The organism is Haemophilus pittmaniae, from assembly GCF_900186995.1.
Taxonomy (GTDB): Bacteria; Pseudomonadota; Gammaproteobacteria; order Enterobacterales; family Pasteurellaceae; genus Haemophilus_D; species Haemophilus_D pittmaniae.
Genome location: NZ_LT906463.1, coordinates 511,905 through 534,488 on the forward strand (window position 1 = coordinate 511,905; position 22,584 = coordinate 534,488).

General features: G+C 46.2%; 30 protein-coding genes and 1 pseudogene. All 31 read left to right on the forward strand.

All coding sequences use genetic code 11. From position 1 onward, the window contains the following. Window positions 1–97 precede the first annotated feature (97 nt). The 31 genes and pseudogenes from CKV74_RS02560 to CKV74_RS10570 all read left to right on the forward strand — a co-directional run bounded on the left by CKV74_RS02560 (window position 98) and on the right by CKV74_RS10570 (window position 22,582). The gene (locus tag CKV74_RS02560; RefSeq protein WP_007242749.1) at window positions 98–535 is read left to right on the forward strand and encodes a Mor transcription activator family protein; all 438 of its coding nucleotides are present in this window, start codon (window positions 98–100) and stop codon (window positions 533–535) included. Window positions 536–615: 80 nt separating this feature from the next. Further along, window positions 616–1,170, forward strand: coding sequence for an N-acetylmuramoyl-L-alanine amidase (locus CKV74_RS02565; protein WP_007242804.1), 555 nt, complete (start codon window positions 616–618; stop codon window positions 1,168–1,170). Continuing rightward, window positions 1,171–1,308: a hypothetical protein gene (locus tag CKV74_RS10470; protein ID WP_007242698.1), complete on the forward strand. Its 138-nt coding sequence runs from the start codon at window positions 1,171–1,173 to the stop codon at window positions 1,306–1,308. It begins immediately after the preceding gene. Further along, window positions 1,308–1,526 (forward strand): DUF2644 domain-containing protein, encoded by a 219-nt coding sequence (locus tag CKV74_RS02570; RefSeq protein ID WP_007242733.1) that lies wholly within the window; start codon window positions 1,308–1,310, stop codon window positions 1,524–1,526. The genes CKV74_RS10470 and CKV74_RS02570 overlap by 1 nt, the downstream gene beginning before the upstream one ends. Then, window positions 1,523–1,780: a DUF2681 domain-containing protein gene (locus tag CKV74_RS02575; RefSeq protein WP_095176699.1), complete on the forward strand. Its 258-nt coding sequence runs from the start codon at window positions 1,523–1,525 to the stop codon at window positions 1,778–1,780. The genes CKV74_RS02570 and CKV74_RS02575 overlap by 4 nt, the downstream gene beginning before the upstream one ends. An 80-nt stretch (window positions 1,781–1,860) precedes the next feature. Beyond that, window positions 1,861–2,118: a TraR/DksA C4-type zinc finger protein gene (locus CKV74_RS02580; RefSeq protein WP_231897301.1), complete on the forward strand. Its 258-nt coding sequence runs from the start codon at window positions 1,861–1,863 to the stop codon at window positions 2,116–2,118. Further along, window positions 2,118–2,447, forward strand: coding sequence for a DUF2730 family protein (locus CKV74_RS02585; protein WP_007242775.1), 330 nt, complete (start codon window positions 2,118–2,120; stop codon window positions 2,445–2,447). The genes CKV74_RS02580 and CKV74_RS02585 overlap by 1 nt, the downstream gene beginning before the upstream one ends. Beyond that, window positions 2,444–2,737, forward strand: a complete 294-nt coding sequence (locus tag CKV74_RS02590; protein ID WP_007242676.1) for a VpaChn25_0724 family phage protein — start codon at window positions 2,444–2,446, stop codon at window positions 2,735–2,737. The genes CKV74_RS02585 and CKV74_RS02590 overlap by 4 nt, the downstream gene beginning before the upstream one ends. A 22-nt stretch (window positions 2,738–2,759) precedes the next feature. Further along, window positions 2,760–3,329, forward strand: a complete 570-nt coding sequence (locus CKV74_RS02595) for a DUF3486 family protein (RefSeq protein WP_007242710.1) — start codon at window positions 2,760–2,762, stop codon at window positions 3,327–3,329. Next, window positions 3,329–4,873, forward strand: coding sequence for a terminase large subunit domain-containing protein (locus CKV74_RS02600; RefSeq protein WP_164703780.1), 1,545 nt, complete (start codon window positions 3,329–3,331; stop codon window positions 4,871–4,873). Before CKV74_RS02595 ends, CKV74_RS02600 begins: the two co-directional genes overlap by 1 nt. Window positions 4,874–4,883: 10 nt before the next feature. After that, the gene (locus tag CKV74_RS02605; protein ID WP_007242726.1) at window positions 4,884–6,443 is read left to right on the forward strand and encodes a DUF935 domain-containing protein; all 1,560 of its coding nucleotides are present in this window, start codon (window positions 4,884–4,886) and stop codon (window positions 6,441–6,443) included. Beyond that, window positions 6,433–7,776 (forward strand): phage head morphogenesis protein, encoded by a 1,344-nt coding sequence (locus CKV74_RS02610; RefSeq protein ID WP_007242739.1) that lies wholly within the window; start codon window positions 6,433–6,435, stop codon window positions 7,774–7,776. The genes CKV74_RS02605 and CKV74_RS02610 overlap by 11 nt, the downstream gene beginning before the upstream one ends. A gap of 142 nt (window positions 7,777–7,918) precedes the next feature. Beyond that, on the forward strand, window positions 7,919–8,356 hold the full coding sequence (locus CKV74_RS02615; protein WP_007242619.1) for a phage virion morphogenesis protein: 438 nt from the start codon (window positions 7,919–7,921) through the stop codon (window positions 8,354–8,356). 220 nt (window positions 8,357–8,576) lie between these two features. After that, complete coding sequence (locus CKV74_RS02620; protein WP_039847848.1) at window positions 8,577–9,641, forward strand: phage protease; 1,065 nt, start codon at window positions 8,577–8,579, stop codon at window positions 9,639–9,641. After that, on the forward strand, window positions 9,641–10,567 hold the full coding sequence (locus CKV74_RS02625) for a Mu-like prophage major head subunit gpT family protein (RefSeq protein ID WP_095176700.1): 927 nt from the start codon (window positions 9,641–9,643) through the stop codon (window positions 10,565–10,567). The genes CKV74_RS02620 and CKV74_RS02625 overlap by 1 nt, the downstream gene beginning before the upstream one ends. An 84-nt stretch (window positions 10,568–10,651) precedes the next feature. Continuing rightward, window positions 10,652–11,023 carry an HI1506-related protein gene (locus tag CKV74_RS02630; protein ID WP_007242618.1) on the forward strand — a complete coding sequence of 124 codons (372 nt, stop codon included), beginning with the start codon at window positions 10,652–10,654 and terminating at the stop codon, window positions 11,021–11,023. Further along, on the forward strand, window positions 11,023–11,442 hold the full coding sequence (locus CKV74_RS02635) for a gp436 family protein (RefSeq protein WP_095176701.1): 420 nt from the start codon (window positions 11,023–11,025) through the stop codon (window positions 11,440–11,442). Before CKV74_RS02630 ends, CKV74_RS02635 begins: the two co-directional genes overlap by 1 nt. Continuing rightward, a pseudogene (locus CKV74_RS02640) lies at window positions 11,442–12,007 on the forward strand (DUF1834 family protein). The gene CKV74_RS02635 and the pseudogene CKV74_RS02640 overlap by 1 nt, the downstream one beginning before the upstream one ends. Beyond that, on the forward strand, window positions 11,997–12,179 hold the full coding sequence (locus CKV74_RS02645; protein ID WP_094188652.1) for a DUF2635 domain-containing protein: 183 nt from the start codon (window positions 11,997–11,999) through the stop codon (window positions 12,177–12,179). The pseudogene CKV74_RS02640 and the gene CKV74_RS02645 overlap by 11 nt, the downstream one beginning before the upstream one ends. Then, window positions 12,179–13,642, forward strand: a complete 1,464-nt coding sequence (locus tag CKV74_RS02650) for a phage tail sheath subtilisin-like domain-containing protein (RefSeq protein ID WP_095176702.1) — start codon at window positions 12,179–12,181, stop codon at window positions 13,640–13,642. The genes CKV74_RS02645 and CKV74_RS02650 overlap by 1 nt, the downstream gene beginning before the upstream one ends. 12 nt (window positions 13,643–13,654) lie before the next feature. Further along, window positions 13,655–14,008, forward strand: coding sequence for a phage tail tube protein (locus CKV74_RS02655; RefSeq protein ID WP_007242655.1), 354 nt, complete (start codon window positions 13,655–13,657; stop codon window positions 14,006–14,008). 10 nt (window positions 14,009–14,018) lie between these two features. Continuing rightward, a complete protein-coding gene (locus CKV74_RS02660) occupies window positions 14,019–14,378 on the forward strand; it encodes a phage tail assembly protein (RefSeq protein ID WP_007242650.1) in 360 nt (119 codons plus the stop codon). A 126-nt stretch (window positions 14,379–14,504) separates the two neighbouring features. Then, window positions 14,505–16,586, forward strand: coding sequence for a tape measure protein (locus CKV74_RS02665; protein ID WP_095176703.1), 2,082 nt, complete (start codon window positions 14,505–14,507; stop codon window positions 16,584–16,586). A gap of 2 nt (window positions 16,587–16,588) precedes the next feature. Then, window positions 16,589–18,031, forward strand: coding sequence for a DNA circularization protein (locus tag CKV74_RS02670; RefSeq protein ID WP_007242793.1), 1,443 nt, complete (start codon window positions 16,589–16,591; stop codon window positions 18,029–18,031). After that, window positions 18,028–18,786 carry a phage baseplate assembly protein gene (locus CKV74_RS02675; protein WP_007242659.1) on the forward strand — a complete coding sequence of 253 codons (759 nt, stop codon included), beginning with the start codon at window positions 18,028–18,030 and terminating at the stop codon, window positions 18,784–18,786. The genes CKV74_RS02670 and CKV74_RS02675 overlap by 4 nt, the downstream gene beginning before the upstream one ends. Further along, window positions 18,783–19,235 carry a phage baseplate assembly protein gene (locus tag CKV74_RS02680; protein WP_007242795.1) on the forward strand — a complete coding sequence of 151 codons (453 nt, stop codon included), beginning with the start codon at window positions 18,783–18,785 and terminating at the stop codon, window positions 19,233–19,235. Before CKV74_RS02675 ends, CKV74_RS02680 begins: the two co-directional genes overlap by 4 nt. 3 nt (window positions 19,236–19,238) lie before the next feature. Further along, window positions 19,239–19,763: a phage baseplate assembly protein V gene (locus CKV74_RS02685; protein ID WP_007242718.1), complete on the forward strand. Its 525-nt coding sequence runs from the start codon at window positions 19,239–19,241 to the stop codon at window positions 19,761–19,763. 5 nt (window positions 19,764–19,768) lie between these two features. Next, entirely contained in the window at window positions 19,769–20,188 is a 420-nt protein-coding gene (locus CKV74_RS02690; protein ID WP_007242792.1) for a phage GP46 family protein, read from the forward strand. Beyond that, window positions 20,188–21,258 carry a baseplate J/gp47 family protein gene (locus tag CKV74_RS02695; protein WP_095176704.1) on the forward strand — a complete coding sequence of 357 codons (1,071 nt, stop codon included), beginning with the start codon at window positions 20,188–20,190 and terminating at the stop codon, window positions 21,256–21,258. The genes CKV74_RS02690 and CKV74_RS02695 overlap by 1 nt, the downstream gene beginning before the upstream one ends. Further along, entirely contained in the window at window positions 21,246–21,833 is a 588-nt protein-coding gene (locus tag CKV74_RS02700) for a putative phage tail protein (RefSeq protein ID WP_007242649.1), read from the forward strand. The genes CKV74_RS02695 and CKV74_RS02700 overlap by 13 nt, the downstream gene beginning before the upstream one ends. Then, window positions 21,833–22,582: a phage tail protein gene (locus tag CKV74_RS10570; RefSeq protein ID WP_007242771.1), complete on the forward strand. Its 750-nt coding sequence runs from the start codon at window positions 21,833–21,835 to the stop codon at window positions 22,580–22,582. Before CKV74_RS02700 ends, CKV74_RS10570 begins: the two co-directional genes overlap by 1 nt. The last annotated feature ends 2 nt before the right edge of the window (window positions 22,583–22,584 follow it).

Genomic DNA, 22,584 nt, shown 5'->3' on the forward strand with positions numbered 1-22,584 from the left:
TTGTTCTTGTGTGTGATTTGCCGGGCTTGAAACATTTTCCAATTTCAGAAACATAATTTGTATAATCAAGCCATTTTAAGGCAAATCCGGAGGCTAGATGAACGCGCAACTCAAAGTACAAGAGGACTTATTTGATACCGAGCATGCCACGGTGGGAGATTTATTCGACCATTTAGATAATATCCCAGCAAATGAAATTTATCATAAATGGCCAAGTACGCTTTCGGATATCATTGAAGTCCTTAAATGCGAACTTATCCGTCAAGGGGAAGAGCCAGATAAAGCGCAAGGCAGTGCCGCCAAATTAGTTGGCGTGATGGCGCATTATTTCGGGGGAAAATCGGTATATCTACCTACTGGTGAGGTATTAAAAGATGCGTTACGTAATGTGAAAATCTATCAGGAGTTTGATGGGAAGAATGTCCCAGAATTAGTGATCAAATATCGATTGAGCGAGTCGCATATTTATGCGATTTTGCGTGAACAGCGGGCGTTGTTGCGTAAACGTTATCAGCGTGATTTGTTTGATAGCTAAATAGGCTGAACTACCACAAATTCAAATTTTACCCTCATTCTTTAAACTTCCTTTAAAGTTATTTTAAAGGAAGTTTTTTTATGTCTTTATCCTTGCCTATCACAAAAATTGTGATCCATTGCTCCGCTACTCGTAACGGCAAGCAACTCCGAACAGTCAATCAAACCGCCGCTCAACGTATTAATGACTGGCACGCCCAACGCGGCTTTAAACGCGACCCAATTTTAGTCAAAAAATTTAACCCACACCTGCAAAATATCGGCTATCACTTTGTGATTGACACAGACGGCACCGTCGAAACAGGCCGAATGGTTGGCGAAATTGGCGCGCACGTGAAAGGGCACAATCAACACTCGCTAGGCATTTGTCTTGTTGGGGGGATTACTCAGACAGGTAAAAGCCATGGCGAATATACCGAAAAACAATGGCTCGCCTTGCACAAATTATTGCAAAAACTAGAGAGCGAGCACCCTAGTGCACGCATTTGTGGACATCGTGATTTAAGCCCAGACATCAACGGCGACGGCACAATCTCGCCGAGTGAGTGGATTAAAGACTGCCCTTGTTTTGATGTTTGGTCTTGGCTTGATTCCGAGCAAATTATCAATACAGAACACTTGTTTGAGGGGGAATAAATGAGTGCATCATCCTATTCAATCTCCAAGAAAGGATTTTTTCGCGGTTGGGGATTAAGCAATAACGCAAAACGTAACCGTGCAATCAATGGCGGGTTTACTGCCGCACAATATCTCTACCTGTTATGGAGCTACTGATGATCTCACAACTCATTACTAACGCCGATGGTCGCCTTTCGACTACGGCATTTATCCAGTTCTTTGGGGCGATCCTCATGGCTTGTATTTTGATTTATGCGGTATGGTTGGATCGTAGCTATGTTAGCGAATTATTTACAACATTCGCGCTCTTTTGTGGCGGTGGAGCTGCGACAAAAGGGTTCGCGAATGCAATAAACCGTAGGGGGAATGAATGACTCATTATTTTGTGCTTGGTGTGCTTGGTGCGATTTTGGTAATCGGCGTTTATGTCACGGCAAAATTAAAAGCGGCAAATCGTAAAATTAACAATTTACTCAAAAAAAACGAAGCCTTACAAGCCGAAAAAGCCGTAGCAGAAACGAAAGTGAAACATTTTGAAGTGAGAAAGAAAAATGAAGAAGACAATCGTAGCACTAGCCGTGATGATGTCATTAACCGCCTGCAGCAATCGGGCGATCTCCGTGATTAATGCATCCTGTTCAGGGTTTTCAGTTATTACTGCAAGTCGCCAAGATACCACGGAAACATTGCGTCAAATTGCGGTGCACAATGCAACGTATCGCGATATATGCGAAAAGGAATCAAAAAAGAATGAATGACATTGTTGATACGACCCAGCGAAGAGAAGAAATCATGTGGGAAAACTGGCAAAAACAACGTCAGGTCGTGCAAGAACACCATGTCCAACAGATAGAGGACAGATATTGTATTGATTGTGGAGAACGTATCCCGGCTGCACGTATAAAAGCCCAGCCAGACTGTGTGCGTTGTGTAGACTGCCAAATAGAAAAAGAGAAGGGACGTTGATGTTAGAAATCATTGAGTTTTTACAAAAGCATTGGTCGATTGTAATGGCGGTCGGCGGCATTGTGTGGACGTATTTCTGGTTGACAATGGACAGCAAGTACGCACGCAAAGCCGATGTAGCGGACTTGCGCAAGGCCATTGATAACAACGAAAAAAGCCTATCTGAAATGAAAGGAGAATTACGCCATTTACCTACGTCGCAAGATGTGTCGGAATTGCGGATTTTGATTACAGAGATGAAAGGCAAAAGCGATGTGTTAAGCACGAATATAAAAACCTTAAATCATCAAGTGGCTTTATTAATTGAAAAGGAAGTGAGTAAAGAATGAGTAAAGATATTTTTACCAAAGACCAACGCCTTGTGATTTTGCGATCCCTTGTGGAAGCCGGTTATGACGCGAACGAATCAATTTTAGATGATTGTTTGGCGTTATACGGACATAAAATCAGCCGTGATTTGGTGCGCACCCATTTAAATTGGCTGGAAGAACAAGGCTTGGTGAAAATTGAGCGTTTAGGCAATGGCTTTATGATTGCGACTATTACTCAACGCGGTGTTGATGTGGCAAATGGCGAAGCCGTTGTGGACGGTGTGAAACGCCCTTCTCCGAAACTTTAAAGCACGTTTAAAGGCGGTTTAAATGACAGAGAAAAATACGCGTGGGCGCGCCAGTAAAGTGGATTTATTGCCCCCGAACATTAAAACCCAGCTGGCGATGATGTTGCGCGATAAGCAGTTTTCACAGGCGGAAATATTAGAAGAAATCAATGATTTAATTCGTGATTGTGGACTGCCTGAAAGTGCCCTATTAAGTAAAACCGGATTAAATCGTTATGCCAGCCGAATGGAAAAGGTGGGGGCAAAAATACGACAGGCACGCGAAGTGGCAGAAGTATGGACGAAGCAATTTGGTGAAATGCCTCAAACAGATATTGGGAAAACAGTGATCGAGCTGGTGAAACACCTGGCCTTTGAAATGTCATCCCAATATGCAGAAAACGGCATTGCAGAACCAAAAGAATTAGCCATGTTGGCAGTAACTGTTCAGCGATTGGAATCGGCCGCTAATTTAAGCTATGAGCGTGAACATAAAATCCGTAAAGAAGTCGCCCAATTGGCGGCAGAAACAGCAGAAAAAGTAGCGGTGAAAGCGGGTTTATCGGCTGATGCAGTCGATGTGTTAAAGGCGAAAATTCTGGGAGTGGCTTAATGGATACTGTAAATAGCTCGGTGAAAAATCTGCCTGGTTTTATACCTTTCGATAAAAACGAAGTGCTGTTGGGCTATCAGAAACGCTGGATTGCCGATGATAGTCCTTTAAAAATTGCGGAAAAATCGCGTCGAACTGGTTTGACTTGGGCGGAAGCAGCTGACGACGTGTTGATTGCAGGTAGAGCAAAGTCAGACGGTGGGTCTGACGTTTTTTATATCGGCTCTAACAAAGAAATGGCGCGCGAGTTTATTGATGCGTGCTCGATGTGGGCGGGTGTGTTTAACCAAGCAGCAGGCGAAATCAGCGAAGAAGTATTGAAGGACGAAGATAAAGATATTCTCACCTATGTGATTTATTTTGCTTCCGGTTTCAAAATTAAGGCCCTGTCCTCTAATCCGAAAAACTTGCGCGGTATGCAAGGGGTTGTGTGTATCGATGAAGCCGCATTCCATGAAAAGTTGGCCGAAGTATTAAAGGCTGCACTCGCGCTTACCATGTGGGGAGCAAAAGTGCGGTTGATTTCCACCCATAATGGCGTGGATAACCTGTTTAATCAGTTGATTCAAGACAGCCGTGCGGGGCGTAAAAGCTATTCAATTCATACGATCACCCTTGATGATGCCTGTTCGGAAGGCTTATATCGGCGAATTTGTCAGGTGAGTAAGCAGGAATGGAGCCAAGAGAAAGAAGCCGCCTGGAAAGCTGGGTTATTACGAGAAACAGCGACAGAAGATGATGCACTAGAAGAATACTACTGTGTACCAAAGAAAAGCTCGGGCGGTTATATTCCGCGCCCGCTTGTTGATCGTGCAGCCGACTCAACAAAAGTCGTCCTAAAATTTGAGTGTGACGACAAGTTTATCACCTACTCGGAAGAAGAACGGCAAGTCTTGACCTTGGAATGGCTACTTAAAGACGTGTTGCCTCATTTGAATGCCTTAAATCCAGATTTGCGCCATAGTTTTGGCGTGGACTTTGCGCGCAGCGGCGACTTGAGCGTGTTTGCGGTGTGTGCATGTCAGCCTAGCACGGCGCGGGAAATTGAACTCACGCTGGAAATTCGCAATTGTCCTTACGACCAACAAAAACAAATTATGTTTTTTTTGTTACCCAAATTACCACGTTTTATTGGGTCGTCATTCGATGCGACGGGTAACGGGGGCTATTTGGCAGAAAGTGCCTTGTTACGATATGGCGCAAGCATGGTGGAAACGGTGCAACTCAATGATAAATGGTATCGAGAATGGATGCCGAAATACAGGGCATTGTATGAAAGCGAGCTGATTAAAATCCCTCGCGATGAAGACATTATTTTAGACCAAGGACATATTGTGGTGATTAATGGCGTGCCGAAAATCGACAAAGCACGCAGCAACGGCAAGTCTGGCAAACGCCATGGCGATAGCGCGGTGGCGTATTGTATGGCGGTACGCGCGAGTTTTATGACGGGGGGCGAGATTGAATTTACGCCCCTACCGAGCAAACACCCGGAAGCGGACGACGAATTCGATGACTTTATTACGCACGACTGGGATTTTTGAGGATTAGATAATGCAAAGCAGAATTTTAGATATCCACGGCAAGCCGTTTGTATTTGACGATGCGTTACAAACGGAAAATGACAGCCGTTTGGCGTGGCTTACGCGTACCTATAGCGAGCATCCGACCAGCGGACTGACACCTGCAAAAGCGGCACGCATTTTACGCGCCGCCGAGGTTGGCGATTTGGTCGCACAGGCGGAACTCGCGGAAGATATGGAAGAAAAAGACGCGCATTTGCAATCAGAACTGGGCAAACGCCGTAGTGCGCTGTTGACTGTAGATTGGAAGATTGTGCCACCGCGCAATGCGACACCGGAAGAACAGCGTGATGCGGATTGGTTGACGGATATGTTGCTGGATGCCACTTGGTTGGACGATTGTATTTTTGATGCTACCGATGCAATTTTAAAAGGCTATTCTTGCCAAGAAATCCTGTGGGAGCCGGAACTAATTGGCGGCTTGAAGCTGATTAAATCTGTGCAATGGCGCGATCCCTCTTGGTTTATGACCCCGACCTTTGAGCGTAATACCCTACGGCTACGCGATGGTTCGGTGGACGGTGTGCCATTGCAGCAATTCGGCTGGATTACGCATATTGCGAAAGCTAAGACCGGTTATTTGTCGCGCATCGGCTTAATACGGACATTGATTTGGCCGTTTATTTATAAAAACTATTCGGCGCGGGACTTCGCCGAGTTTTTAGAGATTTATGGTTTACCAATGCGCTTGGGTAAATACCCTGAAGGGGCAACGAAAGCGGAAAAAGATACGTTACTGCGCGCCGTGATGAGCATTGGGCATAACGCTGGCGGGATTATTCCGCGGGGGATGGAAATTGATTTTGAGCGCGCCGCAGAAGGCAATGCGACAGAATTTATGGCAATGATTGAGTGGGCAGAGAAATCCATGAGTAAAGCCATTTTAGGCGGCACGCTCACTAGTCAAGCGGACGGTGCAACCAGCACAAATGCACTAGGCAATGTGCATAATGATGTGCGTCTTGAGTTACGCAATAGCGATTTAAAACGCCTTGCAGCGACTTTAACACGCGATTTAATCTATCCGCTCTATGTGCTCAATACGCATGGATTACGCGATGTTAGACGCATCCCGCGTTTGGAATTTGATGTGTCGGAATCGGAAGATATTAATCAATTTTCTGACGGCATTAATAAGCTGGTTGATATTGGCTTCCGTATTCCGACCCAATGGGCGCACGATAAGTTACAAATTCCGATGGCGGGCGAAAATGAAGCGGTACTGGAACGCAAAACGCAACCAAATTTTACCGCACTATCCGCACAAAATAAGCCAGGAATGGCGGTATTGTCGGTAAAACGCGATCACGAAGCTCTAGTCGATGAAATGGAACCGACTGCCGAGCAATATGAAGCGATTATGGATCCGTTATTGAAACCGGTGGTAGAAGCTTTGCAGCAAGGCGGTTATGAGTTTGCGCAAGAAAAAATAGCAACCCTATATGCGCAATTAAACGATAGTGAATTGGAGTCTATGATGACGAAAGCTATTTTTATTAGTGATTTATTGGGACGTTGCGATGCCAAATAATAGCGATTTGGATATGGGCTATTTGTTGCGCCTTGAGCCGAAAATGGCGGTGGATTATTTAAAATCGAAAGGCTACAAGATTACGTGGAACTGGCAAGAACAGCTCGACGCCGCGCACGCGAAGGCCTTTACAGTAGCGAAAGCGACTAAAATGGACGTGTTGGAAACCTTGCGCCAAGCCACGGAAAACGCGGTGCAAAGCGGGATGTCTGAGCGTGATTTTATTAAACAGCTTGAACCTCAATTACGCGCTTTAGGTTGGTGGGGTAAGCAGGAAGTGACCGACGAACTCGGACGAAAAACCGTGGTGCAATTAGGCAGTCCGCGCCGTTTGCGCACCATTTTACGCACCAATAAAATCACCGCTTACCACGCCGGACGCTATGCCGAGCAAATTGCCAACAGCGACGAACAACCCTATTGGCAGTATGTGGCGGTGCAAGATAGCCGCACGCGCCCAAGCCATATGGCATTACACGGCAAAGTGTATCGTTTTGATGATCCGATTTGGGATACCCTTTACCCGCCTAATGGCTGGGGCTGTCGCTGTCGTGTACGGGCATTGAGTTATTTTCAACTGAATAATTTAGGGCTTTCGGTGGATGAAAGTAGCGGGCGCTTGCAAGAAGAATGGGCATTAGCCGGCACAGATCCGCTAAGTGGTGAAGAAACGCATAGCAAAATTACGGTATTTAAAACCAATCAAGGCACAATTAAAACAGAGCCGGGTTGGAATTATAACGTGGGGCAAGCGGCGTTAGGCACAGATCGCGCGGTGATTCGTAAGTTGTTGCAGGTGCAAAACCGTGATTTGCGCCAACAGACTATTCAAGCCATTAACAATAGCGAAGCTCGGCATAAGGCGTTTGCGGATTGGGTGAAAGCGATGTTGTCGAAGGATAAGCACGACAATAAATATATGACGGTTGGAATAATTGGTTCAGATATTGCTGAAAAGGTGACTGAAATATCCAATGGAAATAAAACAACCGAGCAATTATTGGTGATGACTGAGCGGAATTTTACTCACGCTAATAGCCCTAAACATAGAGAAAAAGGAGTTGCATTATCCGAGGAGGATTTTGCGTCGCTGCCTCAAATCATTGCGCAACCTTTAGTGATTGTATGGGATAAAAAACACAATAACTTAATTTATGTGAATCAAGCTAAAACCATTAAAGTGGTTGCGGAGCTTTCACCACGCGACAAAAAGGTTAGATTTGAGCCCAAAGAAAAACTTGACGCCGTAATTAATACTTACAAGTTAGATTATGGTGATTTTGTTGGGAAAGTGAAAAAAGGCGATTATGTCATCATCAAAGGAAGTCTATAAATGGCGGCGGAAAGGAATCGAACCTATATACTCAGCACTTTTGTGCCTGATGCTTACCCTTAGCAAACGCACCGCCATTTATGAGATTGGTTCAATCTACGCCCGATGTGTGTAAAAGTCAAATTTTAAACGGAAAAAGATTATGCACCTTGATTTTAAATTCGATGCGAAAGCCATTCAGAATAAATTTCGTAAGTTGCAAGAAGCGGCGAAATCGGAGGGCTTAACTCGTAAGGTTGCCAATGTGTTATGGCAAGAAAGTGAACAGGCCTTTGATGAAGAGCGCACACCGGAAGGCGAGAAATGGGCAGCATTGCACCCGAAAACCAAGCAATCGAGAGAAAATCGCGGTTATGATGGCAAAATCTTACAGGTGCGCGGGGATTTGGTGGCGAGTTTAAACTTAGATTATGGCGACAGTTTCGCAATGATTGGCGCAGCAGAGCCTTATGGTCAATACCACCAAAGCGGCACAAAATCTATGCCTGCACGACCTTTCTTAGGATTGGGTCAGAGCGGTCAAAAAGAAATTCAACAAATTATTGCCGACCGCTTTAAAGATGTATTTTCTGATACATAGCAAAAAGCGCCATAAAATCGCCATAGACGCATTTTAAAAATTTATGGTAAAGTTTATCGAGTTAAAAAATTTAAACGCCCTTAAACGTATTTAAACGCCCCTTAAACGATTTTATAAAATCCTTTCTTGCTCAGGTGTATTTCTTTTTCAGAAATGCGCCTTTTTTATTCCTGATCTACCACAAACCCACAAAATCCCCTCCTTACATCATTATAGCGCCATGAACGCGAAGATGACCCCATTGGCGGTTTTGACCGCCCAACTTACCCCTACCCCAGACGGCTGGCAGCAACTGTTACCTAAAGGCGAGTTTCGCTCACGGGATGGTTCGCCTACCGATGTGGCGCATTGGTTTTTAGATGAAGCCATTGCGAGCCGCTTAATTGACTTGGTGCGCAATTTAAAACAAGACGTGCTCGTGGACTACGAACATGAGTCTTGGTTTAAGGCGAAACAGGGCAAGGAGGCGGGCGCTGTGTTGGCGGCAGGTTGGTTTAATGCTGATGAAATGCGTTGGTTTGATGATGAACAACGTCAAGGCTTATTTATTAAGCCGCGCTGGACACCGAAAGCCTACGAACACATTAAAAATGGGGAGTTCGCGTTTTTGAGTGCGGTGTTCCCTTACGATGAACAAGGCATACCGCTGGAAATCCGAATGGCGGCGTTGACCAATGATCCTGGTGTGACAGGCATGCAGCGGTTGGCGGTGCTTTCGGCAAATTTACCCACACAGGAGAACGGACGAATGGATCTGTTGAAACAGTTGTTGGCGAAACTCGGTATTGAGATTGCCGAAGGCGCGGAGCCGACAGATGAACAAACGCAACAAGCCAAAGATGCATTAGATGCCCTAATCAATGGCAAGAAAGACGCGGAAGAACAAGTGGCAACTTTGAGTGCGAAAGCCACTCAAGTGGATTTAAGTCAATATGTACCGAAAGCGACCTATGACGCAATGGCAAGTCAAGTGGCAGTGCTATCCGCGCAAAGTACGGAAACACAAATCGAACAGATGGTGACACAGGCGCGCAATGACGGTCGTGCGATGAAGGCGGAAGAAGATTACTTGAAAGCCTTCGGGAAACAACAAGGTTTAGCGGCGTTGTCGGCAATGTTAGATAGCCGTCCGAAAATTGCGGCGTTAAGTGCACAGCAAACCACACAGGTTACCGCGACAAAAGCAGAAAAAGGCACTGCCGTGTTAAGTGCTGCCGATAAAGAAGCAGCGAAATTATTGGGTATTTCTGAACAAGATTACGCAAAAGAACTGGAGGCGAAATAATGGCAAACGTAACCCCTGATTTAGTCAAAGCCCTGTTTGTCGGTTTTGGCAAAAACTTTAAAGACGGCTTGGCGAAAGCTCCAAGCCAATATACCGAAATCGCCACCGTGGTGAAATCAACCACTGCAAGCAACACTTATGCCTGGCTCGGTCAAATGCCTGGGCTAACCGAATGGATTGGTGATCGTACTCTCACCGCTATTCAAAGCCACGGCTATTCTATCGTCAATAAAAAATGGGCAAGCGGTGTAGAAATCCAACGCACCGACATTGAAGACGACAACGTTGGCGTGTATAGCCCGCTCATCGAAGAGCTTGGGCGTGCAGCAGGTGAAAAACCTGATGAGTTGGTCTTTGGTGCTTTAACCGCCGGCTTTAAAACCGCTTGCTACGACGGGCAATACTTCTTCGATACCGACCACCCTGTGGGGGCAAACGTGGACGGCACTAGCCCGAAATCGGTGAGCAACATTACCGATGACAGTACAGGCGTAACAGAAGCTAATGCGTGGTATCTCTTAGACTGTTCTCGCAGTTTAAAACCGATTCTCTACCAAGAACGCAAAGCCCCAACACCGGCACAGATTACCGATTCCACTGACGAAAAAGTCTTTATGAAAGACGTGTTCACTTACGGCGTGGATTCTCGCTCAAACGTAGGCTACGGTATGTGGCAAATGGCGCACGCCGTGAAAGGCAAGCTGACTGCGGAAAATCTTTGGAAAGCGATTGAAGCGATGCGTGCGGTGCGTGGTGATGGCGATAAACGCTTGGCAATTCGTCCAACGCACATTGTTGTTCCACCTTCTCTTGAGCAAGCAGCAACCAAGTTGCTTGAACGCGAATTGCGTGCCGAAGATGGCGCAGCAGTCGATAACGAGTTCAAACGCATGAACTTGAAATTGATTGTAGGCGACTACCTCTAAACTCACCGGTAAGCGGTCGATTTTAGCAAAACTTTTGCAAAACCGACCGCACTTTAAACCTAATTTAAAGAGGATTTAAATGCTATGGATAAGACATCTTGCGTGGTGGTTCAAAACCGCCTTAAAGACGGCTATCGCCGAGCTGGGCTTAGTTTGCACAAAGGTGACAATGTTTTTGAAAACCTTAGTGCGACGCAAATCGCGGCCCTTAAAGGCGATGCGCGTTTGGTGGTTAAAGAAATTACTGCGAACGACGCTGAAAAATCTGGCGAAGGGTTATCGGAAGACAATGCGAATCGTGACGAAGAAAAATCAATTCGTGAAGATCCATTACCAACCGATTTAAATACCTTAACCGTTGAACAGCTTAAAAATGCATTACGCGAGCGTGGCAGAACTTTTGACGGTAACGCCAAGAAAGCGGATTTAATCGCATTATTGAATGGTGCTGAATAATGTCTTACGCCACATTGGATGATCTGCGTAAACGTTACGGCGAAGCTGATTTATTGGATTTGGCCCAACAATCTGACGGCTCTTGGGATACTGTGAAAATCTACGAAGCGTTAGATGATGCGGCGCAAACCATTGATAGTTATTTAGCTGGGCGTTATACCCTGCCACTTACCAGTGTGCCCGCTGTATTGTCTCGGCATTGTTGTTATTTAGCTCGCTATTATCTCGAAAAAAACCGAGCCACAGAACAAGCTCGTCAAGATTATGAAGATAGCTTGCGTTTTTTAGAAAAAGTAGCAAGCGGAGCAATATCTCTTGGTTTGTCGGATAGCGGAGAAACAGTAGAAAGCGACAATACGGTGGTAATGGAATCCGGTGGCAGTGTATGGGCGCGTGAACGTGCGAAAGGGTTTATTTGATGAGTAGCATTATTGCGGCCACCTCCAATGCGCTGATTGCGCAAATTAAGCGGCTATGTGGCAACCACCTGAAAGAGGTGGAAGAACACCCCGGACAATGGGATGACAGCAGTGTGCGCCGTTTGGTGCGTAATCCGCCCGCAGTGTATGTGGCGTGGTTGGGACAAGTGCCGAATGAACGCCGAAATTGCGTAACAGCGCGTTGGGGCGTGTTTGTGGTTGCGAAGGTGCTTAACGGACAACGGCGTGATGCGGTAGGTATTTATCAGATCGTGGAACGATTAACCGCAGGACTGGACGGTGCACATATTGCCCCTAGCGATATGTTTGAACTACAAAGCGTGCAGAATTTGTGGAGTGATACCCAAAGTGGCATGGGCGTGGCGGTGTATGGGATGTATTTTAATGCGGTGCAACCGCTACCTTGTGCTATTGATGAAAGCAGTTTAGATGACTTTGTGGAGTATCACCATCAATTTAACCAATCACGTGATGACAATGTGATTGACGATAAGACCAATTAACCGTGATTTTACCAAAACAGGGAGACAATGATGAAAATTAAACCGAAAGCCGGCTTAATTATTCGTGACCCGGAGAGCTTTGAACAGCTTTCCGCAGAAGGGGAAGACAAACCGGAAACAGCATACTGGCTGAACCATTTAAAAGCCGGGGATGTGGAGCTTGTTAGTGACAAATCAGCAAGCAAGGCGAAAACAACCAAAGAGGACGCATAATGGCGATTTCATTTAATGGCATTCCGAACGCAATTCGAGTGCCTTTAGCCTATATCGAATTTGACAATAGCCGTGCCGTATCCGGTACGCCAGCAATGTTGCATAAAGTATTAATGCTCGGTCAAAAATTGGCGACAGGTTCGGCGATTGCCGGCCAAGCAGTACGTGTGCAAAATGAAGCTCAAGCAAAGGCTTTGTTTGGTCGAGGTTCTCAACTCGCCAATATGGTGCGTGTATTTAAAAAACACAATTCAATGTTGGATTTATGGGTTTTACCACTCGATGAAAAATCTAATGGTTCAAAAGCAACCGGTAAGGTTCAAGTGTTAGGTACTGCGAGTGGTACCGGTGTTTTAAATGTAATGATTGCCGGTCGACGTTATCAACAATCTGTCGCTATTGGTGATACTGCCGCCACACTCGCTGAAAAATTAAATAAATTGATTGCCGCTGATGGCGATACCGTGGTGGAAAGTGCGGTGGAAAATGATGCCATATCTTTAACTGCACGCTTTAAAGGTGAGTGCGGCAATGAGATTGATATTCGTGCCAATTACTACAGCGGCGAAAGTTACCCGGACGGCATTAGCCTTAAAATCACGCCGATGAGCGGTGGGTCGGTAAACCCAAGTATGACTGATGCCATTACCGGCTTTGGAGCGGAATGGTGGAATTATGTAGTGAATCCATTTACCGATACCGAAAGCCTTAATGCGTTACGCACAGAATTAGTCAACCGCTGGGGGCCGATGCAACAAATCGACGGCTTATGCTTTATGGCAAAAGGCGGCAGCCACGCGCAAGCCACGACCTTTGCGGAGCAACGCAACGATTATTTATTTACAGTGATGGCAACCAATAAATCTCCAGAACCTGCTTACGAATGGGCAGCGGCCTATTGTGCAGTGGCAGCGGGTTCGCTTGCGATTGATCCGGCACGTCCTGTGCAAACGCTGGTCATGGATATGCTGCCGCCTGCCATGTCAGACCGTTGGGATTTGCCGGCACGCAATACCTTGCTTTATAGCGGCGTGAGTACTTATACCGTGAATGCCAACAGCCAGCCACAATTGGAGACGGCGATCACAATGTATCGTAAAAATAGCTTTGGCGATATGGACGAAAGTTATCTTTATATTGAAACCATTGCAACCTTGAGTTATTTGCGCTACGCCATCCGCACCCGCATTACGCAGAAATATCCGCGCCATAAACTGGCGGATGACGGCATTCGTGTGGCACCGGGGCAAGCGATTGTGACACCAAAAGTGATCCGTGCCGAGCTGCTCGCGTTGTTTACCGAGCTGGAATACAAAGGCTTGGTGGAAAACTTTGATAACTTTAGCAAAACCTTGCTGGTTGAACGTGATGCCGACAATAAATGCCGTTTAAACGTGCTTTCCGGCGAAGATTTAGTAAATCAATTCCGTGTATATGCGCACGCGATTCAATATCGTTTATAGGGGAAATGAACAATGGGCAAACAATACCAAGGTCGCGCTTTCATCCGTATTGATGGTGCAGAATATCCAACAGGTGATGATGCATCGCTAGATGTTGGCGGGTTTACTCGTGAAACGGTAAAAGGGTCGCGGGTATACGGTTATCAAGAGACCGCTACTGAAGCCACCGTAGAATGTAAAGTGTTTAACTGTGCTGATATTGATATTTTCACTTTGAAAAATATGACTGATGGCACAGTAGAATTCGAGACCGATGTCGGACAAACCTATTTGTTGGCGGGGGCTTGGACTGTCGATGCAGTAACACTTTCGGCCAAAGGTGAGATTTCGCTGAAAATTGCCGCAGTAGAATGCAAGCGTGCATAAGGAGGCGTAAATGGAATTTCGTTTAAAAGATGGCTTAATGTTTGGTGATGAACCGCAGCTTGATGTGGAAACTCGTGAGCTGACTACTCAAGATTTAATTGAGGCGGAATGTGCGGCAGAACGTTTGTTGATGGATGCACAAGGTCAGCCGGTTCTGGTTGTTAGCCAAGTGTTATTTAACTATGAGCTGATTCGTCGCCAAATTAAACGCATTGGCAAAATTAACGGTCCGATTTCCTTAAAACAGCTTGGTTCGCTTTCCACGGCGGATATGGAAATCATTAATGCGATGCTTTCCGCCCAAGAAATTGCAAAAGCGACCGCACAAGGACTCGACCAACGGGGGCGCTTGGAAGCAACAGACGCGTAATTTTGAGAAAGCCTGTCTGTTGCTGGCAAAACATTATCAATGCACCCCTTTGTGGGTGCTTTCTCAACCCATTCTTTCCTTGCCGCGTTTAATTAGTTACATCAATACATCCACTTAGAGGGCTTTATGTCAGCTTCCGGCAATTCCACATCATTTTATATTAATTTAGCAGGCAACCTGTCACAGCAAGCGTCTCGCTTTGGACGTGATATTGCCCAATTTTCCAATCAATCCGGCTCAAAGCTATCTGCATTATCAATACGAATCAAAGCAACAAATGCACATTTTAAAACATTAGGTGCGGGCATTGGTGCTATATCAAATAAAATCAACGGCATGGGCAATATGACCATCCCGATTTTAGGTGTAGGTGCAGCCGCTGGTGCGGCGACAGTAGGTAAATCAATGTTACGCACTGCCGCAGATTTTGAAATGGCAGACATTCGGATGAAACAAACCTTTGGCGACCAAGGGGACGCAGCTAATAAATGGTTGCAAAAATTCGCCACGGATACGCCGATGGCCTTTGCCGATACGCAACAAGCGATGATGCGCCTGAAAACGGCTGGTATTGATCCGATGAATGGCTCGTTGCAAGCCCTTGTGGACTATAACGCGAAAGTAGGTGGCGATGCGGAAAACTTAAACGGTTATATTTCAGCCATCAGTAAGGGCTTTATTAAAGGCAAGCTCTCAATGGAAGAAATCAATCCGTTGTTAGAGCGTAATGTGAAAGTCTTTGAGTTGCTGGCGCAAGAAACTGGGGGCAAATACACCGCCGACCAAATGCAGAAAATGCTGCAAGAAGGCAAGCTCGGACGTAAAGCCATTGCTGCGCTTTTACGCGCCATGGGGCGTGATGCCAAAGGTGCGGCAAAAGAACAGATGAAAACCTGGGACGGCTTAGTCTCTAACCTTGAAGATACTTGGACGTCAATGCAGGCGCGTTTTATGGATCATGGTGCCTTTGACTCATTAAAAAAAGAAATGGGGGTTTTCTTAGATTGGCTGAACGAAAAAATTGATGACGGTACGTTAGACGAATTTGCCAAAACCGTTAGTGATGTCTTAGTGCAGGCCCTACAGGATTTAAAATCTACCGCAACAGAAATTAAGCCAGTGTTAGACAATATCGGATCGGTAATGGGGTGGATTACTGAGAAAGCTGGGGGATATGGCAATATCGCCAAATTTGCAGCAGCCCTTTACGGGGCCAATAAGCTTGCGAGAATAGGCCTATCAGTAGGACAGAGCGGATATAGTATGGGACAAGGTGTTGCGGGCGCTGGGCGGGCAACATGGGGTGTTGGGAGAGCCTTATTAGGTCGTCGAGGACAAGGTGGGGGCGTGGCATCTGGTGTTGCTGGAGCACTCGGGGCTGCAAGTGGCGTGCAATCTGTATTTGTAGTAAACATGCCTGCCTCTTTCGGGGGGATGGATATGGGAGGTAAACGCGGTAAGAAAATCCGGGGAAGTAAAAAAATGCGTGGGTCCAAGATGTCTTCCTTGAAAGCCGTACCGCCATCCGTTATGCCGAAAGCCTCAGCTAGTGTTGGGACTAGCCTGGCATCGGGAGTTAAACAAGCGACTAATACTTTAAAAAATACGGCTACGACCGTTGCTAAAAGTACTGCTAATGTTGCGAAATCGGCTACAGCCGCGGTGACCAAAACTGCAGCCAAAGCTGTGCCGCTACTCAGTGCGGGGTTAGCTGTAGCCGAAGGCGCAGCAGTATTGATGGATGAGGACGCCACAACTCGTGAAAAAAGTGAGTCCATCGGCTCAATTGCCGGGGCTACTGCAGGGGCATTTATTGGTCAAGCCTTGATACCTATTCCGGTTGTTGGAGCGGCGATAGGAGGATTTCTTGGCGAAACGATTGGGAGTTGGCTTGGTGATAAGGTCGGCGAACAAATTGAAGATAAGCCCGCTCAGGCTGAGCCATCTGCACAACAGATCGCTACCTCAGTACAAAATGTTGGGTTATCTGTAGGGAATTTTGTGGGTAGTGAAATTGGGGAAAAATTGGCCGGAATCAATCCGGTTGATACTAAACTTAGTGGGCAAATTGAAGTGAAAGTAAAACCTACTGACGGTTTAATCGCATCTGTATCTCAGGCCAATATTAAAACTAATCAACAGCAAGATAATCTCGGATTAAAAGTATCTATGGGATATAGCGGCCAATCGTTATATGGCGGAGCGTAAATATGAGCAAAATGCGTCAAAAGACAGGCAAAGGTTCATTTCGTGGTGTACCTTTCCTTATTGCAGATGAGCAAAGTATGGATGGTGGCCGTCGCCTAGTTCGACATGAATACCCTTTACGTGATGATGGGATGACGGAAGATTTAGGCTTGCGCCTGCGCAATTATCACATCAGCTGCTTGGTGATTGGTGATGACCACGTAAAACAGGTGGAAAAACTGATTGAGGCGCTAGAGAAACCTGGTGCGGGGACATTGCGACATCCTTATATCGGCACAAAAGAGGTGTATGTAGATGATTACAAGGCGGTATTTTCAACGAATCATTTACGAGTGACTCGCTTTGATATTAGTTTTACTCCTGAAATCAATGAAATCGCGCCATTAGTACAAAAAGATACGCTACTGGGCGTGTTGAATCAATATGCAGATGCTTTAAATGCCTTAGCGGATGAATTTGCCGATATGATTGATAGCGCTTTGGATTTCATTGATGAACTCACTGCACCGATTTTTAATTTAGTGGATTCCTTTATTGGCTTAATTGAAACTGTGTTTGACGGGATTGGTGCAGTGTTAGCCGAGGGAAGCGAATTTAAAAACCGCGTAATGGGCTTTAAAAATCGTTTAAGTACACTGATTCGCACGCCGCACTTATTTGCGAAAGAATTACAGGCGTTGGTTCAATTTGGGGCGCAAGGCGTGGCAGCCGGTACATCGAACAGTTCAAGCGGTTATTACGGCGGATTACAGGTAACAATGGTAACGCCAGCTTCTCATTCGCTAAAAAGTGCGGTGGCAACGCAACGTGTTTTTGTGCAAATGACGGCACTGAATGAAGCGATGAACCAAGCCAAAACCAAATTGCAACAACGTCAGCCAGAAATGCCAAAATCCGTGTTGGAAAGTCTGCGTGACGGTAAGACAAATCAACAATCTATTCATAAGACCTTGTCGCGTAATGTGATGGCGCAATATGGTGTGATTAATGTGCTGAACGTACTGCAAGCTAAATCGCAGTTTGTGTTCTTGCGTTTAATGCAAACCACGCTTGCGGTGGAATATGGCAAAGCCATTGCGCAAGCCATTACCACACGTACAACGGGTGCTCCTTCAGCGATTGAAAGCCGTGCCGATGTGCAGCGTTATTTGCACGATATTGATGAGCAACTTGAGCAGGTGATTTTTGATTGTGCCGATCACGAGCAATGGCAAAGCTATGAAGCGTTAGAGCAATTCCGATTAGCATTATTGTTGGATTTACGCACACGCGGTGAGCAGTTGGCTGAAAGCAAAATGATTTCCTTAACAGATACGCAACCTGCATTGGTGGTGACTTTTAACGCAACAGGCAAAGTCAAAGACTGGGAACGCGTAGTGCGACGCAATCAGATTCGCCATCCGTTGTTTTGTTTAGGCGGTTCGCAAGTGGAGGTATTGGCATGAGTGAGGTTATCGAACAACCTGAGATTAAGCTTTACTTAAATGGGTTGATTTTTACTGGTTGGAAATCGCTTTCCATTACCCGTTCATTGGAAGCAATGAGCGGACGATTTGAACTAGGAATTGCAGTGCGTGCGGAAGATGACGTTTCTGTGTTGAAAGTCGGTGCTGCATTGATGTTGGAGATAAACGGCGAGAGGGCGATTACTGGCTACTTAGATGAACTCAATCAAAGTATCAGTGGTGAGGACAAATCAGTGCGTATTAGCGGACGAGATAAAACCGCCGATTTGGTGGATTGTTCGGTGATTCACAACAGCTACCACTTCAAAAATCAAAATCTGCAAGAAATTGCCCGCACTTTATGCATGCCGTTTGGCATTGATGTGGTGTGGGCAGTACAAAGCCAAGATGCAGCGGAAAAAATCCCAGTGTGGCAAGTGGAGCCGGGCGAAACGGTGTTTGATACCTTAACCAAAGCTGCTCGACACAAAGGCGTGTTGGTCACGTCTGACGTGAATGGCAATTTGGTGTTTACCGAACCAAGCACGGAGCCGGTGGGCGAATTGATTTTAGGGAAAAATCTTTTAGAACTGGAATTGACCGACAGTTGGGCAAATCGCTTTAGCCAGTATCGTGTAATTGGCGATGCCGAGCAAGGCGGCGAAAAAGGGAGCAACTCCAAAGGCAAGAAAGAAAAAGGCGGTGCGGCGGAAGATCCGGATATTTATTCTGGATCTAAAGGAGAAAAACAATGAGTGCAAGCGGTTTAAAAGTCGAAGTCACCGATTCTGATATTACGCGCTATCGCCCGATGGTGATTATCGCTGATGATAATATGACAGGGGCGAGCGGTTATCAACGGGCAATATGGGAACTTAAACGCAATAAGGCAGAAGCGCAAAAAGCCACGGTGACGGTGCAAGGCTGGCAAAAGCCGGATGGTTCCTTATGGTTGCCCAATGAAATTGTGATGCTTACCGCCCCGGAACTGGGTTTTGAACGCCAAGCACGCTTAATTGTGGAAGTGAATTTTACCCTTGATGGCAACGGCACGCGCACGCTGCTTACCTTAATGCATCGTGATGCCTTTGATGAGCCGGCAGAATCATTAGATGAAGCGCAGAAAGGCAAAAGCAAAGCGAAGAAAAAGGCGAAAAAATCCGGCAAAGATAATGCTAAAGAATTTACCGATTTCCAGGAATAGTTTATGGACGGTTTAAATAAGGTTTTAGCCCCGCTTAAACGCGGTTTAAAGTCGCTGATTTCACGTGCGGTGGTGTCGATTGTGACGGATTCTTTCAGCCGACAAAATCTACAAGTACGACTGCAAGCCGATGAAGTGGTGGATGATGTAGAGCGTTTTCAAAATTACGGGCATTCCTCCGTGCCGTTGGGCGGTGAAGCCATTGTGCTTTCCGTCGGTGGCAAGCGGTCGCATTTAGTCGCCATTGTGGTGGAAGACAAAGACGTGCGTCCGACAGGATTAAAGCCCGGCGATTCTGTGCTGTATCACGCCGAAGGGCATCAGCTGTTATTAACGGAAAGTGGCGAAGCCATTCTGACCTGTAAAAAATTCACAGTGAATGCTGATGAGATTAACTTTGACGCTCCACAAACGCAATTTAGCGGTGATGTAACTATTATGGGAACATCAACAGCAACAGATCACCTTTCAGATGGTAAGAGTGGTGCAAACCACGACCACGAAAAAGGCGTGGGTAAACCGGTGTAAAAGCAATGTCAGATTTAAGTATTGTGTGGCAAGACGGCGAAGGCGATGTGGTTTCGTTGGATTCTGCTTTCTTGATAGATGACGGCTTAACCAATGCCATTGTGATTAGCCTATTCTCCGATGCCCGTGTAGATAATCAACGCGGCTGGTGGGGCAATGATTTTGGTCAAAATCAATCCGGACAAGTGGAAATGGGCTCACGCCTGTGGACACTAGCCCGTTCTAAGCAACTTACCGATGTGCTCGATGACGCGCAAGCCTACGCAGAAACCGCGCTTCAATGGTTGATTGATGATGGTCACGCGTTGGCTATTGATGTGACGGCAAGCAATCCTGAACAGGCCGTGCTGTTGTTAAGCGTTGTGGTGACGTTGCCCAATGGGCAAACGGAACAACGTACGTTTTCAGCAGTATGGAGCCTGTAATGCCTTATCAATCCCCTACACTTTCTCAACTTGTCAATCAGGGCGAGCAGCAATTTTTAAGCCGATTTCCGGATGTGAAACGCCATTCGGTGGTGTCGGTGTTAAATCGTATCAATGCGGCATTAAGTGCCGGTGAGCATCAACATCTTGACTGGTTAGCCCGCCAAATTATCCCTACCACCGCGGACGAAGATTACTTATTGGAATATTGCGCCTATAAAGGTATTTATCGTAAAGCGGCAAGTGCGGCACAAGGCGTGATTCGTATTGAAGCCGTTAGTGTGGCTGAAATTGCCGAAGGTACCTCGTGGCGCGATGGGCGTTCCGGTCTCACCTTTGCTGCAGTGCAAACCACGTCGGTGCAAGCCGGTTCCGCCGAAATTGCAGTGCAATGCACGGAAAGCGGCAGCCAAGGCAATATTGGCGCACAAACCCAACTTGCTTTAATGAATGCTATTTTAGGCGTAAAACCCCAAGCCACCGTGTTGCAAATGAGCGGAGGCACAGAAATCGAATCCCTTTCTGCCTTATTAAGCCGTTTAATTCAACGCGTACAGTATCCGCCCGCAGGCGGTGCTCCGCATGATTATGTGCGTTGGGCGTTGGAAGTGAACGGCATTACACGTGCGTGGTGTTTTCCGCGTTATTACGGTGGCGGCACGACGGGCGTGGCGATTGTGTTAGACAATCAGACAGATATTTTACCTACCACTCAGGATTGCGAGCGAGTGAAAGCCTATATCAGTGGACACAAGAACACAGTAACGGGACTTTGGGAAGGTATGCCGGCTGGCAATGAGTTGTTTGTGTTTGCACCTAAAGTAAAAAAACTTGATTTGACAATTCGCTTGGTGCCTGCAACAGAAATAATGAAAGAGGCGGTGAAATCCGCGCTTGTGTCATTATTTCAGGCCTTGCCTCCTGGTGGTTTACTTTATTTGTCGCATCTACGAGCGACTGTATCGAATGTGATCGGCGAGATGGATAACAGTATTTTATCGTTACAAGCCGACGTCCAACTTGATAAAGATCAGATACTTGTGTTAGGGGATATTACATGGCAAGCCTAACAACCGCTATGTATCTTGATGCAGCATTAAAGCTGCTACCGGTTGGTTTAGCTTGGAATCGAGCCCCTGATGGCAATTTGGGCAAGATATTAGCAATTCGGGCCGAACAATTAAGTCGAGTGAACGATACGGCGCATCAACTCGTAAAAGAGCGCATGCTTAGCAATGCTTTTATTTTATTGGAGGACTGGGAAGCCTTTTATGGACTGCCAGAATGCACGGAAATCAACACCATTGAAGCACGCCGTGCGGCATTGATTGCCAAGGATAACGAAGTCGGCTCATTTAACAAGCACTATCTAGAAGAACAAGCTGCTCATAATGGCTATCACATTAGAGTCATAAGCCATTACCCACATCATTGTTTGCGTGATTGCATGCAACCACTCTATCCACAAGAGAATGCGTGGAAGGTCTTTATATACACAACAAGTCGCAATGTCCGAAATATGACATGTTTAGAGGACGTTACGAATGAGTTAGTGATGTTTGAGCGTTCGAAAGTGGAATGTTTTTTAAAACGGCTTTGTTATGCGCATTTGGAATTGGTTTTTATTTATGAGGAAGAACAATAATGTACGCATTAGATAATTCGTCCGGTGTTACGGTTATGCCACCGGTTAAGATTCAACAGTATCAACATGATGCTCCGCGTTGGTTTACCGAAGGTGGAAATGGCGTCGCACCGAGCTATCCAGGAGCGGACTGGTTCAATATTGTGCAGGCTGAATTGTTAGGTGTGCTTTCAGCCGCAAAAATAACCCCTGAAAAAAATGAATTAAATCAACTCGCATCTGCGATTAAGCAGATTATTTTAAACACTACTGGCGAATTAACATCACTTCGGGAAGTGTTTGTCGGCATTCCTATACCATATCCGCTATCTTCGGTGCCCGCAGGTTATCTGGCCATGAATGGACAGCGATTTGATACTCAACGTTATCCTAAATTGGCGCAAAAATATCCATCAGGACAGCTGCCTGACCTGCGCGGAGAATTTCTTCGTGGCTGGGATAATGGTCGTGGCGTTGATGCTGGCCGCGGTTTATTAAGCCAGCAATTCGGATCATTGCTAGTGCAGGAGGCGAATTATATAGTCAACAACGTTGTGTCACCATCAGGCAACACAGCCGAAAATCAAGGATGGGATAAAACTGATTCGGGTTTAAGTAATCGGATAAAAATGACGACAGCCGTCGCCGACAATCCGACGGCCAACTGGTACGCCGTGCCTGGTACTTACGCGACCGACGCACAGATACCTTATGTAGGCATGGCGCGGCCACGAAATATCACTTTTAACTATATCTGCTTGGCCGATTAAGG

Excerpts from the sequence above, each read along its gene's own strand:
- CKV74_RS02630 (WP_007242618.1), top strand. The coding sequence starts at position 10,652 with ATGGATAAGACATCTTGCGTGGTGGTTCAAAACCGCCTTAAAGACGGC.
- CKV74_RS02600 (WP_164703780.1), top strand. The coding sequence starts at position 3,329 with ATGGATACTGTAAATAGCTCGGTGAAAAATCTGCCTGGTTTTATACCT.
- CKV74_RS02615 (WP_007242619.1), top strand. The coding sequence starts at position 7,919 with ATGCACCTTGATTTTAAATTCGATGCGAAAGCCATTCAGAATAAATTT.
- CKV74_RS02695 (WP_095176704.1), top strand. The coding sequence starts at position 20,188 with ATGCCTTATCAATCCCCTACACTTTCTCAACTTGTCAATCAGGGCGAG.
- CKV74_RS02585 (WP_007242775.1), top strand. The coding sequence starts at position 2,118 with ATGTTAGAAATCATTGAGTTTTTACAAAAGCATTGGTCGATTGTAATG.
- CKV74_RS02685 (WP_007242718.1), top strand. The coding sequence starts at position 19,239 with ATGGACGGTTTAAATAAGGTTTTAGCCCCGCTTAAACGCGGTTTAAAG.
- CKV74_RS02670 (WP_007242793.1), top strand. The coding sequence starts at position 16,589 with ATGAGCAAAATGCGTCAAAAGACAGGCAAAGGTTCATTTCGTGGTGTA.
- CKV74_RS02665 (WP_095176703.1), top strand. The coding sequence starts at position 14,505 with ATGTCAGCTTCCGGCAATTCCACATCATTTTATATTAATTTAGCAGGC.
- CKV74_RS02655 (WP_007242655.1), top strand. The coding sequence starts at position 13,655 with ATGGGCAAACAATACCAAGGTCGCGCTTTCATCCGTATTGATGGTGCA.
- CKV74_RS02690 (WP_007242792.1), top strand. The coding sequence starts at position 19,769 with ATGTCAGATTTAAGTATTGTGTGGCAAGACGGCGAAGGCGATGTGGTT.
- CKV74_RS02570 (WP_007242733.1), top strand. The coding sequence starts at position 1,308 with ATGATCTCACAACTCATTACTAACGCCGATGGTCGCCTTTCGACTACG.
- CKV74_RS02675 (WP_007242659.1), top strand. The coding sequence starts at position 18,028 with ATGAGTGAGGTTATCGAACAACCTGAGATTAAGCTTTACTTAAATGGG.
- CKV74_RS10470 (WP_007242698.1), top strand. The coding sequence starts at position 1,171 with ATGAGTGCATCATCCTATTCAATCTCCAAGAAAGGATTTTTTCGCGGT.
- CKV74_RS02620 (WP_039847848.1), top strand. The coding sequence starts at position 8,577 with ATGAACGCGAAGATGACCCCATTGGCGGTTTTGACCGCCCAACTTACC.
- CKV74_RS02680 (WP_007242795.1), top strand. The coding sequence starts at position 18,783 with ATGAGTGCAAGCGGTTTAAAAGTCGAAGTCACCGATTCTGATATTACG.
- CKV74_RS02625 (WP_095176700.1), top strand. The coding sequence starts at position 9,641 with ATGGCAAACGTAACCCCTGATTTAGTCAAAGCCCTGTTTGTCGGTTTT.
- CKV74_RS02610 (WP_007242739.1), top strand. The coding sequence starts at position 6,433 with ATGCCAAATAATAGCGATTTGGATATGGGCTATTTGTTGCGCCTTGAG.
- CKV74_RS02635 (WP_095176701.1), top strand. The coding sequence starts at position 11,023 with ATGTCTTACGCCACATTGGATGATCTGCGTAAACGTTACGGCGAAGCT.
- CKV74_RS02560 (WP_007242749.1), top strand. The coding sequence starts at position 98 with ATGAACGCGCAACTCAAAGTACAAGAGGACTTATTTGATACCGAGCAT.
- CKV74_RS02650 (WP_095176702.1), top strand. The coding sequence starts at position 12,179 with ATGGCGATTTCATTTAATGGCATTCCGAACGCAATTCGAGTGCCTTTA.
- CKV74_RS10570 (WP_007242771.1), top strand. The coding sequence starts at position 21,833 with ATGTACGCATTAGATAATTCGTCCGGTGTTACGGTTATGCCACCGGTT.
- CKV74_RS02565 (WP_007242804.1), top strand. The coding sequence starts at position 616 with ATGTCTTTATCCTTGCCTATCACAAAAATTGTGATCCATTGCTCCGCT.
- CKV74_RS02645 (WP_094188652.1), top strand. The coding sequence starts at position 11,997 with ATGAAAATTAAACCGAAAGCCGGCTTAATTATTCGTGACCCGGAGAGC.
- CKV74_RS02605 (WP_007242726.1), top strand. The coding sequence starts at position 4,884 with ATGCAAAGCAGAATTTTAGATATCCACGGCAAGCCGTTTGTATTTGAC.
- CKV74_RS02660 (WP_007242650.1), top strand. The coding sequence starts at position 14,019 with ATGGAATTTCGTTTAAAAGATGGCTTAATGTTTGGTGATGAACCGCAG.
- CKV74_RS02595 (WP_007242710.1), top strand. The coding sequence starts at position 2,760 with ATGACAGAGAAAAATACGCGTGGGCGCGCCAGTAAAGTGGATTTATTG.
- CKV74_RS02575 (WP_095176699.1), top strand. The coding sequence starts at position 1,523 with ATGACTCATTATTTTGTGCTTGGTGTGCTTGGTGCGATTTTGGTAATC.
- CKV74_RS02590 (WP_007242676.1), top strand. The coding sequence starts at position 2,444 with ATGAGTAAAGATATTTTTACCAAAGACCAACGCCTTGTGATTTTGCGA.
- CKV74_RS02580 (WP_231897301.1), top strand. The coding sequence starts at position 1,861 with ATGCAACGTATCGCGATATATGCGAAAAGGAATCAAAAAAGAATGAAT.
- CKV74_RS02700 (WP_007242649.1), top strand. The coding sequence starts at position 21,246 with ATGGCAAGCCTAACAACCGCTATGTATCTTGATGCAGCATTAAAGCTG.